Origin of the sequence: Sphingopyxis sp. H053 (assembly GCF_001468225.1) — a bacterium.
Taxonomy (GTDB): domain Bacteria; phylum Pseudomonadota; class Alphaproteobacteria; order Sphingomonadales; family Sphingomonadaceae; genus Sphingopyxis.
In genome coordinates, this window is sequence record NZ_LNRU01000004.1 from 1 (window position 1) to 15,819 (window position 15,819).

Consider the following 15,819-nt stretch of genomic DNA (forward strand, 5'->3'; position numbering starts at 1 on the left):
GCCTTGGCGACCGGTTCGGGCGCCGGGGGCGGGGCGGCCGGCGCGACGGGCTGGGGCTTAGGCTCGATCGGTTTGAAGCGTGCGGGCTCGGCGGCGATGATTTCGGGCTTCACCGGTTCGAGCGGTTTCGCGGGTTTCGCCGGTTCGACGACGGTCGGTGCGATGTCTTCGGGTTTCGAGCGTCCGAACAGCCACCACAGCAGCACGACAGCAACGACGAGGCCGACGACCGCGATAATCCAGTTTTCCTGAAGCCAAATCATGATCTTCTCCCAATGTTGCGGATAGCCTATTCGGCCGTACGGACTTGGTCGACCTATATTTATTCGTCATTCCCGCGAAAGCGGGAACGCAGTTGCAACGTCGGCTCGCTGGGTTACCGCTTTCGCGGGAATGACGAGGTCCGTGTTCACTTCGCTTCGCGCGCGACCTCGCGCCAGCCGATATCGCGGCGGCAGAAGCCGGTCTTGAAATCGAGCTTGTCGACGGCGGCGTAGGCGTGCGCCTGCGCCTCGGTCACGGTGCGCCCCGTCGCGGTGACGCCCAGCACGCGTCCGCCCGCCGCGACGATCTGGCCGTCGTCGCGTGCCGTGCCGGCGTGGAAAACGCGCACGCCGCCCGCTTCGGCGTCGGCGATGCCGTGGATCGCGCCGCCCTTTTCGGGGGTGGCGGGATAGCCGTTCGCCGCCATCACGACGGTCAGCGCATAATCGCTGGCGAAAGCGGGCGCGGCGGCGCCGGCGAGCGCGCCGGTCGAGGCCGCGTGGAGCAGCGCGGCGAGGTCGCCGACGTAGCGCATCATCAGCACCTGGCATTCGGGATCGCCGAAGCGGGCGTTATATTCGATCAGCTTGGGGCCTTCGGTGGTGAGCATGAGGCCCGCGAACAGCACGCCAACATAGGGCGTGCCCTCGGCGGCGAGCGTCGCCACGGTCGGCCGGATGATGCGATCCATCACCTGGGCTTCGAGATCGGGGGTGAGCACGGGGGCGGGGCTGTACGCGCCCATGCCGCCGGTGTTCGGCCCGACGTCGCCGTCGCCGACGCGCTTGTGATCCTGCGCGCTGCCGAACGCCATCACGTCGGTGCCGTCGGAGAGCGCGAAGAAGCTCGCCTCCTCGCCGGTCATGAATTCCTCGATCACCACCTCGGCGCCCGCGCCGCCGAAGGCGCCGCCCATCATATCGTCGATCGCCGCTTCGGCTTCGGCCTGCGTTTCGGCGATGATCACGCCCTTGCCCGCGGCGAGGCCGTCGGCCTTGATCACGACGGGGATTGCAAAGCCTTCGAGCATCGCGCGCGCTTCGTCGGCGGAGGTAGCACGGACATAGGCGGCGGTCGGGATCGAAGCGCGGGCGCAGAGATCCTTGGTGAAGCCCTTCGAGCCTTCGAGCCGCGCCGCGGCGGCGCCGGGGCCGAAGACCGCGACGCCGAGGTCGCGCAGCCGGTCGGCGAGGCCCGCGACGAGCGGGGCTTCGGGGCCGACGACTACGAAATCGATCGCATGCGCTTTGACGAAGGCGATGAGGCCGTCGAGATCGTCGGCGGTTATCGCGACGCATTCGGCATGCGCTTCGATCCCCGGGTTACCCGGTGCGGCATAGAGCTTGGCGCAGCTTGGCGATTGTGCCAACTGCCAGCTGAGCGCATGTTCGCGGCCCCCCGATCCGACCAGCAGGATATTCATGTCAGTCCCTTTTCCCGATACGGCGTCCGACGATGGCACCGAAGCGCGGCTGTTAGCCGAGGCGGCGCCGGGGGACAATGCACCGGCACTGTCGGTCAGCCAATTGTCGGCGGCGATCAAGCGCACGGTCGAGGACGGCTTCGCGCGCGTGCGCGTGCGGGGTGAATTGTCGGGGACGAAACGCGCGGCGTCGGGGCATTTCTATGCGGCGCTGAAGGACGATAATGCGCTGATCGATATGGTGATGTGGAAGGGGCAGGCAGCGCGCCTCGCGTTCCGGCCCGAGGACGGGATCGAGGTGATCGCGACGGGCAAGCTCACCACCTATCCGGGGCGCTCCAAATATCAGCTCGTCGTCGATACGCTCGAGGTCGCGGGCGAAGGCGCGCTGATGCTGCTCTTCGAGAAATTGAAGGCGCGGCTCGGTGCCGAAGGCCTGTTCGACCGCGAGCGCAAATATGACCGGCTTCCCTATCTGCCGCGCACGATCGGGGTCGTGACCTCGCCGACCGGGGCGGTGATCCGCGACATTCTTCATCGGTTGGCCGATCGCTGCCCGACGCATGTGATCGTCTGGCCGGTGCTGGTGCAGGGCGACGGCGCGGCGGCGCAGGTGGCGAATGCGATCCGCGGATTCGATGCGATCGCGCCCGGCGGATCGGTGCCGCGTCCTGATCTGGTCATCGTCGCGCGCGGCGGCGGGTCGATCGAGGATCTGTGGGCGTTCAACGAGGAGGTGGTCGTGCGCGCGATCGCCGATTGCCGCATCCCGACGATTAGCGCGGTGGGGCACGAAACCGACGTGACGCTCGCCGATTATGCCGCCGACGTGCGCGCGCCGACCCCGACCGCGGCGGCCGAGATGGCCGTGCCGGTGCGCGCCGAACTGCAGGCGCAGCTGGCAACGTGGAACGGCCGAATCATCGGGGCGGCGAACCGACATCAGGCACTGGCTAGCGAGCGGCTGACCGCGCTCGCGCGCCACCTGCCGAAGCGCGACGCGCTCTACGCGCCGCAGCGCCAGCGGCTCGACGATGCCGGCGACCGGCTCGACCGCAGCCAGCGCCACCGGCTGACGGTGATTTCGGAGCGGCTTGCGATGCGCGGTGCCGCGCTGCGTCCCGCGCTGCTCGCGCGGCGCTGGGATCGCGACCGGGCGCTGCTCGAAGGGCTGGGGCGGTTGCTCGACAGCCTCGACCCGCGTGCGCTGTTGTCGCGCGGCTATGCGATGGTGCGCGATGATGGCGGTGCGATCGTCACGACGGCGGCGAAGGCGCGCGGCGCCGGGCATCTGCAGCTGCAGTTTGCCGACGGCGAGGTGCCGGTCGCGGTCGGCGGCGATGGTGCGTCGCCTCCTGCGACGCCGAAGCCGGCGCGCAAGGCGCCGCCCGCGGAGCCCAGGCGGGGGCAGGGCGAGCTCTTCTGAGCTTGGCCAAGGGACCGGGGGGGTGGCCGCGCGCCGCGATACTGTTATAGTTGCGCCCTGACTTGCCCGCTAAATGGATAGAGAATCATGTTGATCGCCAGCCGCAACCGCCTTGCCCGCCTGCAATATGGACCGAACGGGTTTCGCGTCCTTGCGCCCGGCGACCATGTGCTGTGCGCGGTGAGCGGCGCGCCGATCGGGCTCGACGAGCTGCGCTATTGGTCGGTCGCGCGGCAGGAGCCCTATGCCAGTGCCGAGATATCGGTGCAGGCCGAACTGGACGCCGCGCGCAAGGCATGAGGGTCGGGGGCGACGGGCTGCGGTGCGGGGCGGCGTTGGCGCTCCTGATCGTTGCCGCGGGTTGTGTTCCGGCGGCCGAGACCGAAACCAGGCCCGCGCCGCGGGCCGCCGTTCAGCCCGTCGCCACCCCGCCATCCCCGCCCGCGCCGCCGCGCGCGCCGGTGCGCGCAGACTTCGCGCTCGCCGGGCTCGCCGAACAGGGTGCGGTGATGATCGGGCAGGCGCCAAGCGACACGCGCACGCTCAGCCTCGACGGCAAGGCGGTCCCGCTCGCCAGCGACGGACGCTTCCTGATCGCGTTCGACCGCGATGCCGGGGCAAGCGCGCGGCTGGTCGCGACGCTGACCGGCGGGCGCGAGGTCGAGCGCGTCATCGCGGTCGCCGCCGGCAGCTGGCGGCTCGAGCATATCAACGCGCCCTATCGCGGCGGCGCGGCGAGCGACGCCGATTTCGAGCGCCGCCGCCCCGCCGAACTCGCTGAGATCGCGGCGGCGCGGAACATGCAGGTCGATTCGGACGGCTGGCGGCAGACGTTCCGCTGGCCGGTGATGGGGCGCCTGTCGGGTTTTTTCGGGTCGCAGCGTGTCTATCAGGGCAAGCCCGGCAGCTATCACAGCGGCACCGATGTCGCGGTGCCGGCCGGAACGCCGTTCGTCGCGCCCGCCGACGGTGTGGTCGTGCTCGCCGCGAGCGCCCCCTTCACGCTCGAGGGCAATCTGCTGATCGTCGATCATGGCATGGGGCTGTCGAGCGCCTTCCTCCATTGTCAGCGGCTCGATGTCAGGGTCGGCGACCGGGTCGTGCAGGGGCAGCGGCTGGGCACGGTGGGGCGAACCGGGCGCGCAACGGGGCCGCATATGCACTGGGGGCTGAAATGGCGTGGCGCGCGGCTCGACGCCGGCAAGCTGGCGGGGCCGATCGGCGGCTGAGCCCTGACCGGCTGCCCCGCGAATTCGTAACCAGTGAAACAATATGTCGCGGAATGCCGCGCTGCAGCATATAGTATTTCGCGGATTCCCGCGTTTGTTGCAAATACGTCACAATGGCTCGCGAAACCGCCGATTGCGCCGGGAATTCGCTTTACTCGACATGAACGAAGTTACATCCCGCACGCTATCGGGGCATCTGTGCGCGTCGGCTTTGGCCTGCCGCGGGGGCGTCCGGGTAATTCAATCCACCAGTAGCAAGGGACTGCACTGTGAAGAAAACCCAATATTCCAAGCTGAGGCTAGGCGCTGCGCCGCTCGTATTGAGTGTCGCCCTGGTTTCGGCTCCTGCCTTTGCGCAGGACGCCGCCGAAGAGACTGCCGCGCAGTCGGAAATCGTCGTCACCGGCTCGCTGATCCGTAACCCGAACCTCGAACAGTCGACCCCGGTCAACGTTACGACCTCGGACACGATCGAACTGAAGCAGTCGAACGTCGCTGAAGAAGTTCTGCGCGAAATGCCCGGCGTCGTCCCCAGCATGGGTTCGGCCGTCAACAACGGCAACACCGGCGGTTCGTACGTCGATCTTCGCGGCCTCGGCTCGACCCGTAACATCGTCCTGTTGAACGGCAACCGCGTCGCTCCGTCGGACGTGAACGGCCGCGTCGACCTTAACAACATCCCGCTGGCCCTGATCGAGCGCGTCGACGCGCTGACCGGCGCCGCCGTGACCACCTATGGTGCCGACGCCATCACCGGCGTGGTGAACTTCGTGACCAAGCGCGATTTCGCCGGTCTGGAAGTCACCGCTTCGAACCAGATCACCGAGCAGGGCGACGGCAACGTCTTCCGCGTCGACGCCACGATCGGTGCGAACTTCGACGATGGCCGCGGTAACGCCGTGCTGAGCATCGGCTATCAGTCGGCCGACGCCGTCTATCAGGGCGACCGCGACTTCTCCTTCTTCCAGGTCGACAGCTACACCGGCGGCAACGGCGGTTCGGGCACCGCGGTTCCGTCGCGCTTCTCGGGCACCCGCCCGCTGATCGCCGGCACCAACACGCCGAACCTCGATCCGACCGTTGTCAATGGCGGCGTCCGCCAGGTCAACGCCGCGGGTCAGGCCGTTGCGCCGTTCGCATCGTTCAACTTCAACCCGGACAACATCTTCCAGACGCCGTTCGAACGCTATAACATCTATGGCCAGGCGAACTACGAAGTGTCGGACGCGATCGAAGTCTACACGCGCGGCATGTTCTCGAAGAACAAGGTCTCGACGATCATCGCACCGTCGGGCTCGTTCGGCGGCACGGTCACGATCAACCTGAACAACCCGTTCCTGCCGGCAACGCTGCGCAATCAGTTCTGCGCATTCAATACCGCAACTCCGGCTTCGGGTCTTTACACCCCGCGCTTCACCCCGGGTGAATGCGCCGCGGCTGCCGCCGCGCCGGGCCGCACCAACGCCGACGGCACGACCAACGCCGACTATCGTGAAGTCACGGTCACGCTGAACCGTCGTACCCCGGAAGTCGGTCCGCGCATCAGCGATTATCAGACGACCTTCTTCGACTATCGCGTCGGCGCACGTGGCGGCATCACCGACACGATCGACTGGAACCTCGAAGGCGCCTATGGCGAATCGGAGAATATCCAGAACATCCAGGGCTATACGCTGCAGTCGCGCTGGCGGCAGGGTTCGCTGGTCAACGGCACGCTCGCCGCTCCGGTCTGCCAGGACGCGTCGAACGGCTGCGTGCCGATCAACCTGTTCGGCCCCGAAGGCTCGATCACCCCGGACATGGCTGGCTTCCTCCAGGAAAACAGCACCTCGACCAACCGCACGACGCTGTCGCAGGTTCGCGCGATCGTTTCGGGTGACGTTGGCTTCGCGTCGCCGCTCGCAGTGCAGCCGATCGGCTTCGCTCTCGGTGGCGAATATCGCAAATACACCGCGCAGCAGGCGTCGGATCTTCTCGCCAAGACCCCGGGTGAACTCGGCGGTGCTGGCGGTGCGGCTCCCGACATCGACGGCGCGTACGACGTTTATGAAGCTTATGCCGAAATCGTCGCTCCGCTGGTCGAAGACAAGCCGTTCTTCGAAAGCCTGACCCTCGAAGCCGGTATCCGTTATTCGGATTACAGCATCAAGGGCGCCGGTGGCTATGACACCTGGACCTGGAAAGCCGGCGGTAGCTGGGAACCGGGCGCGGGCGTCAAGTTCCGCGGTAACTACAGCCGTGCGGTTCGCGCCCCGAACATCGGCGAGCTGTTCACGCCGACCTCGGTCGGCCTGACCAACCTCGGTCTCGACCCCTGCGCGGGCGCCGCGCCGACGGCTAACGCCAACCTGCGCGCGATCTGTATCGCACAGGGCGCTCCGGTCGGCACGATCGGTTCGATCACCAACCCGACCGCGGCTCAGGCGAACATCACCACCGGTGGTAACCTGAACCTGCAGCCGGAAACGGCGAACACCTGGACGCTCGGTGTGGTCTTCCAGCCCGACTTCCTGCCGCGGTTCAACCTGTCGGTCGACTATTACAACATCAAGATCGACGACGTTCTGGGCGTGCCGCTTCCGGGCGACATCATCAACGCCTGCTTCGGCGCCGTCACGGCGGCGAGCGCAAGCGATCCCGCCTGTACGTCGATCCGTCGTAACCCGATCACCGGCGGTCTCGACGGCGATCCGGCGACCACCGCGGGCCTGTTCGGTACGACGAACAACCTCGGCCGCCTGTTCACCGACGGTGTCGACTTGCTGATGAACTACAACGCGGATCTGGGCTTCGCGAGCCTCGACTGGTCGTTCGTCGGTAACTGGACGCGTAGCTCGAAGTTCAACGCGAACGCGGCGGACCCCGACTCGATCAACCGCGAATGCGTCGGCTTCTACAGCGTGAACTGCTCGTTCACGGGCTCGATCCAGCCCGAGTTCCAGTTCTCGAACCGCTTCACGTTCGGCTTCGACAAGGTCGACCTGTCGCTGCTGTGGCGTTGGCAGGACAGCGTTCAGTTCGAACCGCTGCAGCTGCAGGCCGATCTCGATGCCGCTCTGGCCTCGCCGGCTGACTGCCCCGATCCGAACGGCGCCGATACCGGCGGTTGCATGGTCAATCCGGAGTTCCGCAAGATCAAGGCGGCACACTATTTCGACCTGACGGGCCGCTTCAGCGTCAGCGACAATCTGACCGTGACGCTGACGGTGCAGAACCTGCTGAACAAGAAGCCGCCGATCGTCGGCAACTCGATCGGTTCGACCACCTACAACAGCGGTAACACCTACCCGTCGTCGTACGACGCGCTGGGTCGCCGTTACGCTGTGTCGGCAAAGCTGAAGTTCTAGTCACTTCACGCTTCGGCAAGAATTGGGGGCGGGCAGCAATGTCCGCCCCTTTTTCTATGGCGTAAGAGCGCCAGATCGAATGGCGGCTTTGGGGTGGTGAGCGGACGTTATAGCAGCGAGCTGATCACCCCTCCCGCTTGCGGGAGGGGCAGCGAGGCTTGCCAGCTTGCTGGCTAGCCGCAGCGGGGAGGGTATCGCACCGTCACAGGCCCTCCCCCGACCCCTCCCGCAAGCGGGAGGGGAGAAGAAGGTCCCCTTCCGGTCGTTAGCTACCGAAAGCGCCGGCAAAAGAGATCGACCGCCAACCCGGCGGACGTCAGCGTGTCAGAAGCGGTGCGGGCAGGGCGAGCGGAATGCCGGCCTGATCGGCGACGGCTTCGGCCCAGCCGGCGACTTGCGCAATCTCTTCGCCATAGGCGGCTTCGGCCGCGGCCAGATCGCGCTGCCGTTCACCCGTCGCGAAGGGCGCGCCCGATTTGCTGTTGCGGCCGAGCGCGGGGTGATCGGCGATCGCGGTGCGATCACCGGCGAGCCCCAGATGATCCATTGCCGCCGCGATCGCAGCGACGGGGTCCTGTGTCAGCACCTCGCTGTCGAGCGAGGCAATCCGGCCCGGCGCCCATGCGAGCAGCGCCGCGAAGGCTTGTTGCTGGGCGAGCCAGCCCACCGCGGCGACCTGCAGATCCGACTGGCGGAAATAGTCGCGCGCTTCGAAACCGAGCTGCACATACCCCTCGGCCAGATAGCTCTCGAGCAGTTCGCGGCACCACAGCCGGCACCACATGCCCTTGCGCGCGACCGACAGCAGGAAATCGCGCAGCGGGGCGTGGAGCAGGATCGCACGCGCCTGCGGCCGCAGCGTCAACGCGCCGCGCGCGAGCGGATTGAAAATGTTCGACGGCTTGACGATCACCGCCTCGCTTGCGGCGAAGCCGCGACCGAGCAGCGCCAGCGCATCGTCCATCGCCGCCGCATGGTCGCGCGGGCTGGCACCGCGGCGGCGCCAGCCAACCATGTCGTTGAGCAGCACCGGCTCGGACAGGCTGGTCGCGGCCCCGGGCTGGTCGAGCGCCTGCGCGAGCATCGTCGATGCGCAATAGGCCGAATGGAACAGGAAATGGATCGGCGATCGCTGTCCTTCCATCGCTGCGCGGCAATCGGTCCGCCGCAACACGACGGGCGAATTTTCCTCGCCCAGATGAAGATCGGTGAGGAAGGGAACATCGGCGCGCGCGGCGCGATCGACGCGGCGAAAATGAAAGGCATCGTGGCCCGGATCATAACGGTGCGCGAGCCATTCGGCGTCGTCGACAATGGCGGTCACGGAAGGCGCAGCGGTCATCAATCGACCTTGCCGATTGCCCCCGTCGATGGCAAGCATGGGAGGGTCAGGACCTAGCCAGCGTGCGCTCGAGGTTTGAAGCGATTTTGTTCAGGGCAAGGAAGCGGGACGCAGGCATATGAGTATATTCCAAGGCTCGCTGACGCAGCCATGGACAAAATCGGTCAAATCCCGAAGGGACGTCGAAATGGCTTCGATATCGTCTCCGCGCGGCCTTGCAGATGGAATCACCATCCGCGGCGGCCACACGAAGCCGATATCTTCGCCATTTCGACGCCTCGAGCGCACGCTGGCTAGGTCCTGACCCTTATGACCAGCGCACCTCCGCTCGCCTCAGCCGTTGAGGCCAACCGGCTTGGGATCGTAGCCCTTCAGGGCGGCGATCCCGCGGCCGCCGCCCAACATTTTAGCGTAGCGATCGCGGGTGACCCACAATCGGGGGCCCTGCAGCGCAATCTCGCCTCCGCGTGGCGCGCGCTCGGCGACGACGAGCGCGAACTCGCGGCACTCGAGGCCGCGCTGGCGATCGATCGGCGCGATCTGATGGCGTGGATTCGCAAGGGCGAGCGGCACGAAGCACGGGGCGACAAGGGCGCCGCGCTCGCGGCATGGAGCGCGGCGATCGCGCTCGGCGGACAGCTCAATCCGGTGCCGCCGCCGCTCGAAGCGCTGCTCGCGCACGGGCGGGTTTTTGTCGCGGCGGCGACCGAGACGATGTTTACTGCGGCATCGGACGCACTCGACGGGATGCGTGGCGACCTGTCGGAAATCGAGGCGCGGCGCGGCGACGCCTTCATCGCGAGCGCGCTCGGCCGCCGCCGCATCTATCAGAATGAGTGCGCGGGCATTTATTACCCCTTCCTGCCCGCCGACGAATTTTTCGATCGCGGCCATTTCCCATGGTTCGCCGAAATCGAGGCGCAAACCGATGCGATCCGTGCCGAGCTGCAGGCATTGCTCGACGATCCGGGCGAGTCGCTGCGGCCCTATGTGAAGATGGACCCAGGGACGCCCGAATCGATCTGGTCGGGGCTCGACAACCGGCTCGACTGGGGGGCTTGCTTCCTGTGGGAATATGGCGAGCCCAACCAGGCGGTGCTCGATCGCTGCCCCGCGACGGCGGCTGCGCTCGCCGGTATCCCGGGCGCGCGCATCGCGGGGCGCGCACCGAGCGCTTTTTTCTCGATGCTAAAACCGCATACGCGCATCCCGCCGCACACCGGCGTCACCAATACCCGCGCGATCGTCCATCTGCCGCTGATCGTCCCGCCGGGCTGCGGGTTTCGCGTCGGCGGTGAAACCCGGGAATGGAAGGAAGGCACGGCGTTCGCCTTCGACGACACGATCGAGCATGAGGCGTGGAACGACAGCGACGATTTGCGTGCGGTGCTGATCTTCGACGTCTGGAATCCGCATCTGACGAGCAGCGAACATGAACTGCTGCGGCGTTATTTCGCGTCGGCCGACGGATCGGGTTATGCGGTTCCGCGCTGACCGCGCGCCGGACTGTCCTTCCTTTGCGAAATTCAGCTTTGCGAAAGCCCGTGCGACCAATATGATGCGCCATCGAGGCTGCGGGCGGGGGCCCGCGGTAGGAGGATTGCCATGAAGACCAGCTTGTCCGCTTTTGTCGCGGCCGCCCTGATCGCCGCACCCGCGGCCTTTGCTGCCGAAGCGACGCCAGCCGATCGCGCACCGCCGGAAAAGGCGCCGTCGGCGATGACGCCGACCGAGATAAAGGCGTATAATGAAGGGCTGCCGCAGACCCATCCCTATTATATCAAATGCCGCAAATCGGTCGAAATCGGCTCGCTGGTGAAGAAGAACCGCGTCTGCCACACCAATGAGCAATGGAAGGTCGCGCTCGAGAAGGGCAGCACCAGCGCGCGCGAGACCGCCGAAGCAATGCAGAGCAAGGCCGGCAACAGCTCCAACTGAACGCTGCCTGGAACCCTTTATGGGAGGATCGGATGCGTAAGATCGCGAGTTTGGGAATTCTTATAGGCCTGTCGGCGGCTTCGGCCGCGGTTGCGAGCGAGACCGAAGCGCCGTTCGCGCGCGTACCGTCGGAAATGACGGGCGAGGAGATCGACGCCTATAATATGGGGCGCGCCGCGAATGCTCCCGACTATATCCGCTGCCGCCGCATCGAGCAGATCGGCTCGCTGGTGAAGAAGCTGCGCGTCTGCAACACCAATGCCGAATGGCGGCGCATCACCGACAAGGGCAATCAGGATGCGCGCGATACGCTGGAAGCCGTTTCGCGCAGTTTCAACAACGGACAGGAACCGCGCGATCAGGCGGAGCCGCTGATCGGCCGACCGCGATAGGGAAAGGGCGGCATTTCTGCCGCCCTTTTGTTTATGCCGGCGCGAGTTTCAGCGCCCCGTCGCCCTCGTCGACCTTGATCGCCTGTCCGTCCTTGACCTCGCCCTTCAGGATCAGGTCGGCGAGCGGGTCCTGCAGATATTTCTGCACCGCGCGCTTCAGAGGCCTTGCGCCATACACCGGATCATAACCGACGCGGCCGAGCCACGCACGCGCGGCATCGGTCAGGTTTAGCGTGACTTTGCGATCGGCGAGCAGCTTCTGGACGCGCGCGACCTGGATATCGACGATGCCGCCCATATGCTGCTGCGCGAGGCGGTTGAAGAGCACGATCTCGTCGAGCCGGTTCAGGAACTCGGGCCGGAAATGTGCGCGCACGACTTCCATGACGGCGGGTTCGGCCTGTTCGACCGGCGCGTCGTCGGGGAGCGCCGCGATCGCCTGGCTGCCGAGGTTCGAGGTCAGGATGATCAGCGTGTTGGTGAAATCGACCGTGCGGCCCTGCCCGTCGGTCAGGCGCCCGTCGTCGAGCACCTGGAGCAGGATGTTGAACACGTCGGGGTGCGCTTTCTCGACCTCGTCGAACAATACGACCTGATAGGGCCGGCGGCGCACCGCTTCGGTGAGCGTGCCGCCCTCTTCATAGCCGACATAGCCCGGGGGCGCGCCGACGAGCCGCGCGACGCTGTGCTTTTCCATGAATTCGGACATGTCGATGCGGACCATCGCATTGTCGTCGTCGAACAGGAAACGCGCGAGCGCCTTGGTGAGTTCGGTCTTGCCGACACCCGTGGGGCCGAGGAAGAGGAAGCTGCCGAGCGGGCGGTTCGGATCCTGAAGCCCGGCGCGCGCGCGGCGGACAGCGGTCGACACCGCGCGGACGGCTTCGTCCTGCCCGATGACGCGCTGTTCGAGCGTGCTCTCCATGCCAAGCAATTTCTCGCGCTCGCCTTCCATCATCCGGTCGACGGGAATGCCGGTCCATTTGCTGACCACCGCGGCGATATCGTCGGCGGTGACTTCCTCGCGCAGCATCGCGTTGCCCGCGGCGGCTTCGGCGTCGGCGAGCCTCTTTTCGAGGCCGGGGATGGTGCCGTAGCTGAGCTCGCCCGCCTTCGCGAGATCGCCCGCGCGCTGCGCCTGGTCGAGCGCCGAACGCGCGGCGTCGAGCTCTTCCTTGATCTTCGCCTCGGCATGGATCTTGTCTTTTTCGGCCTGCCATTTCTGGGTGAGGCCCGCCGACTGCTGCTCGAGGTTCGCGAGTTCGGCCTGCAGGCTTGCGAGCCGGTCCTTCGACGCGGCGTCGGTTTCCTTCGAAAGCGCCGATTCCTCGATCTTCATCTGGATGATGCGGCGGTCGAGCGTCTCGATTTCCTCGGGCTTCGATTCGACCTCCATCCGGATGCGGCTCGCGGCCTCGTCCATCAGGTCGATCGCCTTGTCGGGCAGAAAGCGGTCGGAGATATAGCGGTTCGACAAGGTCGCGGCGGCGACGATCGCGCCGTCGGTGATCCGCACGCCGTGGTGCAGCTCGTATTTTTCCTTGAGGCCGCGGAGGATCGAGATCGAATCCTCGACCGTCGGTTCGCCGACGAACACCGGCTGGAAGCGCCGCTGGAGCGCGGGGTCCTTTTCGACATGCTTGCGATATTCGTCGAGCGTCGTCGCGCCGATGCAGTGAAGTTCGCCGCGCGCGAGCGCGGGCTTCAAGAGGTTCGACGCGTCCATCGCGCCCTCGCCCTTGCCCGCGCCGACGAGCGTGTGCATCTCGTCGATGAACAGGATGATCTCGCCCTCGGCGGCTTTCACATCGTCGAGCACGCCCTTCAGGCGCTCTTCGAACTCGCCGCGATATTTGGCGCCCGCGATCAGCGCGCCCATGTCGAGCGAGAGGAGGCGGCGGTCCTTCAAACTGTCGGGGACGTCGCCGTTGGTGATGCGCAGCGCAAGGCCCTCGGCGATCGCGGTCTTGCCGACGCCGGGTTCGCCGATCAGCACGGGGTTGTTCTTGGTGCGGCGCGCGAGGATCTGGATCGTGCGGCGAATTTCCTCGTCGCGGCCGATCACCGGATCGAGCTTGCCCTCGCGTGCGACTTCGGTGAGGTCGCGGGCGAATTTCTTGAGCGCTTCGTAGCGGTCTTCGCTGCTCGCAGTGTCGGCAGTGCGTCCGCCGCGCAGGTCGTTGATCGCGCTATTGAGCGCGTCGGCCTTCACGCCGGCATCGGCGAACGCCTTGCCCACCGGGGTAGTGGCCGAAAGCACCATCGCGAGGAGGAGCCGTTCGACGGTGACATAGCCGTCACCCGCCTTGGTCGCCACTTGCTCCGCCTGATCGAGCAGGCGGACCGCGTCATTATCGAGCCCCGGCGTTTGCTGCGCGCCCGATCCCGACACGGCGGGGACCTTGGCAAGCAGCGCGTCGATGCCGGCGACCGCGCGCTTTGCGTCGCCGCCGCTCTTCGCGATCAGGCCCGCGGCCATGCCTTCATTGTCTTCGAGCAGCGCCTTGGCGATATGCTCGGGCGAGATCCGCTGGTGGTTCATGCGGATCGCGATCGTCTGCGCCGCCTGCAGGAAGCCTTTGGCGCGGTCGGTAAATTTTTCGAGGTTCATTCAGAAAGCCCCTTTCTTGCCGAGCAAGATAGTGTTGCTATTTGGCAACACAAGGGGCTTGCTACCAGTTCCGTTCGCATCGAGCGAAGTCGCGATGCCCATCGTGGCACACGCCTTCACGGTGTCTCGACTTCGCTCGACACGAACGGGAATGAGGGCGTCACTCCCCGCTACGCGCAAGCTGGTCGAGCAGCCGCACGCCGAAGCCCGTCATTCCCTTGGGGACGAGCGAGGTCGCCTTTTCGGAGCGGTTGACCCCGGCGATGTCGAGATGCGCCCACGGCGTCGCCTCGTCGACGAAGAAGCCGATGAAATGCGCGCCGAGGCTCGCGCCCGGTCCCTGCCCGGTCGCGGAGTTGCGGATGTCGGCGATGTCGGACTTCATCCGCTCGGCATAATCCTTGTGGAGCGGCAGGCGCCACAATTCCTCGCCGCTCGCGGTGCCGGCGGCGATCAGGCGCGCCGCGAGCGCCTCGTCGCGCGCGAAGAGGCCCGCATAGCTGTTGTCGAGCGCGCCGACGACCGCACCGGTGAGCGTCGCGATGTTGACGATCGCGATGGGCCGATAGGCTTTGGCGACATATTCATTGGCATCGGCAAGGACGAGGCGCCCTTCGGCGTCGGCGTTGACCATCTCGATCGTCTTGCCCGACATGGTGCGGGTCACGTCGCCCGGACGCTGCGCATTGCCGTCGGGCATATTCTCGGCGAGCGCCGCGACGCCGACGACATGCACCGGTGCGCGCGATTTGGCGAGCGAGACAACCGCGCCCATCACCGATGCGGCGCCCGACATATCGCCCTTCATATTGCCCATTCCGGCGCCGGGTTTCAGCGACAGGCCGCCCGAATCGAAGGTGATGCCCTTGCCGACGAAGGCCGTCGGCGCGTCGGGCGAACCGGCGCCGCGATAGCGGATAAGCAGCAGCCGCGACCCGCGCGGGCTGCCCTGGCCGACGCCGACGAGCGTTCCCATGCCGAGTTTGCGCATCGCGGCTTCGTCGAGCACCTCGATGCTGACGCCCGGCGTGCCCGCCAGCGTTTCGCGCACGCGCGCGACGAAGCTTTCGGGATAGATGACGTTCGCGGGCTCGTTGGCGAGATCGCGCGACAGGCGCACGCCTTCGACGAGTGGTTTCCAGCGATTGGCGAACGCGGTTTCGGCGCCCGACGGATTGGCGCCGACAAACGTCACCGCGCCCGTCGGCGGTGCCTTTTTGTCGACGGTCTTGTAGCGGTCGAAGCGATATTGGCCGAGCGCGAAGCCATAGGCGACATCGGCGGCCGAGACGTCGCCGAAGGCACCCGCGATGGCCACGGGCTGCGCTTCGCTCTTGAGTTCCTGCGCGGCCTTGCCGCCCGCTTCGGCGAGCGCGAGCGAAGAGGGGGTGGCACCCGCGCCGACGAGCAGGATGCGCGGGTACGCGCCGATACCGCGCAGCGACAATGTCGTGCCCGCCTTACCGTCGAAGCTCGCTGCAGCGATCGCGGCGGTGATCGCCGTGCGCTCGGCAGCGCCCAGCGCGATTCCGTCGAGCGGCGGCAGGGCGGCGTCGGTCATCACGATGACGAGCGCAGCGCCTGCCGGAGCGTTGGGTGCGAAGCCGATCGCGCGCTCGGCACTATTGCCGACGGTTGCCGGAACGACGCCCGATCCGGCGGTAGTCTGCGCCATCGCGGCGGGCGCGAGGGTGAGCGACAGGCAAGCGGAAAGGAGCAGGCATTTCATGCGCATGGTTCGATAATCCCCGTTGTTCAATGACCTGCACCCTACATAGCCGTGTGCGGCGTGCCCGCAAATCCGCCTCGACGAACGACAGTCGCTTGCCATCGGACGACATGGCCGC

11 protein-coding genes and 1 pseudogene are annotated in these 15,819 nt (G+C 66.5%); 7 read left to right on the top strand and 5 right to left on the bottom strand.

Annotated elements, in window-relative coordinates:
- Window positions 1–263, bottom strand: a pseudogene (locus ATE70_RS08100) (hypothetical protein); the annotation flags it as partial.
- A gap of 146 nt (window positions 264–409) precedes the next feature.
- Window positions 410–1,687: a phosphoribosylamine--glycine ligase gene (gene purD, locus ATE70_RS08105; protein ID WP_058537448.1), complete on the bottom strand. Its 1,278-nt coding sequence runs from the start codon at window positions 1,685–1,687 to the stop codon at window positions 410–412.
- Here purD and xseA point away from each other — a divergent pair.
- From xseA to ATE70_RS08125, 4 genes are all read left to right on the top strand, one after another.
- Window positions 1,686–3,113 (top strand): exodeoxyribonuclease VII large subunit, encoded by a 1,428-nt coding sequence (gene xseA, locus ATE70_RS08110; RefSeq protein ID WP_058537449.1) that lies wholly within the window; start codon window positions 1,686–1,688, stop codon window positions 3,111–3,113. The genes purD and xseA overlap by 2 nt on opposite strands.
- A gap of 87 nt (window positions 3,114–3,200) precedes the next feature.
- Window positions 3,201–3,413 (top strand): DUF2093 domain-containing protein, encoded by a 213-nt coding sequence (locus ATE70_RS08115; RefSeq protein WP_037516223.1) that lies wholly within the window; start codon window positions 3,201–3,203, stop codon window positions 3,411–3,413.
- On the top strand, window positions 3,410–4,342 hold the full coding sequence (locus ATE70_RS08120) for a M23 family metallopeptidase (protein ID WP_058537450.1): 933 nt from the start codon (window positions 3,410–3,412) through the stop codon (window positions 4,340–4,342). Before ATE70_RS08115 ends, ATE70_RS08120 begins: the two co-directional genes overlap by 4 nt.
- A 269-nt stretch (window positions 4,343–4,611) precedes the next feature.
- A complete protein-coding gene (locus ATE70_RS08125) occupies window positions 4,612–7,689 on the top strand; it encodes a TonB-dependent receptor domain-containing protein (protein ID WP_058537451.1) in 3,078 nt (1,025 codons plus the stop codon).
- A gap of 316 nt (window positions 7,690–8,005) precedes the next feature.
- On the opposite strand, the gene ATE70_RS08130 is transcribed toward ATE70_RS08125, so the two are convergent.
- Window positions 8,006–9,013: a hypothetical protein gene (locus ATE70_RS08130; RefSeq protein WP_231740062.1), complete on the bottom strand. Its 1,008-nt coding sequence runs from the start codon at window positions 9,011–9,013 to the stop codon at window positions 8,006–8,008.
- A 327-nt stretch (window positions 9,014–9,340) separates the two neighbouring features.
- On the opposite strand from ATE70_RS08130, the gene ATE70_RS08135 reads away from it, so the two are divergent.
- From ATE70_RS08135 to ATE70_RS08145, 3 genes are all read left to right on the top strand, one after another.
- Complete coding sequence (locus ATE70_RS08135) at window positions 9,341–10,525, top strand: aspartyl/asparaginyl beta-hydroxylase domain-containing protein (RefSeq protein WP_058537453.1); 1,185 nt, start codon at window positions 9,341–9,343, stop codon at window positions 10,523–10,525.
- 111 nt (window positions 10,526–10,636) lie between these two features.
- Window positions 10,637–10,969 (top strand): hypothetical protein, encoded by a 333-nt coding sequence (locus tag ATE70_RS08140; RefSeq protein WP_058537454.1) that lies wholly within the window; start codon window positions 10,637–10,639, stop codon window positions 10,967–10,969.
- 32 nt (window positions 10,970–11,001) lie between these two features.
- The gene (locus ATE70_RS08145; protein ID WP_058537455.1) at window positions 11,002–11,361 is read left to right on the top strand and encodes a hypothetical protein; all 360 of its coding nucleotides are present in this window, start codon (window positions 11,002–11,004) and stop codon (window positions 11,359–11,361) included.
- 31 nt (window positions 11,362–11,392) lie between these two features.
- On the opposite strand, the gene clpB is transcribed toward ATE70_RS08145, so the two are convergent.
- A complete protein-coding gene (clpB, locus tag ATE70_RS08150) occupies window positions 11,393–13,972 on the bottom strand; it encodes an ATP-dependent chaperone ClpB (RefSeq protein ID WP_058537456.1) in 2,580 nt (859 codons plus the stop codon).
- Between the two features lie 160 nt (window positions 13,973–14,132).
- The gene (locus tag ATE70_RS08155; RefSeq protein WP_231732571.1) at window positions 14,133–15,701 is read right to left on the bottom strand and encodes a leucyl aminopeptidase; all 1,569 of its coding nucleotides are present in this window, start codon (window positions 15,699–15,701) and stop codon (window positions 14,133–14,135) included.
- Between the last annotated feature and the right edge of the window lie 118 nt (window positions 15,702–15,819).

Bases quoted from the DNA above. Each gene is read 5' to 3' on its own strand.
- ATE70_RS08135 (WP_058537453.1), top strand. From the start codon at position 9,341: ATGACCAGCGCACCTCCGCTCGCCTCAGCCGTTGAGGCCAACCGGCTT.
- ATE70_RS08120 (WP_058537450.1), top strand. From the start codon at position 3,410: ATGAGGGTCGGGGGCGACGGGCTGCGGTGCGGGGCGGCGTTGGCGCTC.
- purD (WP_058537448.1), bottom strand. From the start codon at position 1,687: ATGAATATCCTGCTGGTCGGATCGGGGGGCCGCGAACATGCGCTCAGC.
- ATE70_RS08155 (WP_231732571.1), bottom strand. From the start codon at position 15,701: ATGAAATGCCTGCTCCTTTCCGCTTGCCTGTCGCTCACCCTCGCGCCC.
- ATE70_RS08140 (WP_058537454.1), top strand. From the start codon at position 10,637: ATGAAGACCAGCTTGTCCGCTTTTGTCGCGGCCGCCCTGATCGCCGCA.
- ATE70_RS08115 (WP_037516223.1), top strand. From the start codon at position 3,201: ATGTTGATCGCCAGCCGCAACCGCCTTGCCCGCCTGCAATATGGACCG.
- xseA (WP_058537449.1), top strand. From the start codon at position 1,686: ATGTCAGTCCCTTTTCCCGATACGGCGTCCGACGATGGCACCGAAGCG.
- ATE70_RS08145 (WP_058537455.1), top strand. From the start codon at position 11,002: ATGCGTAAGATCGCGAGTTTGGGAATTCTTATAGGCCTGTCGGCGGCT.
- clpB (WP_058537456.1), bottom strand. From the start codon at position 13,972: ATGAACCTCGAAAAATTTACCGACCGCGCCAAAGGCTTCCTGCAGGCG.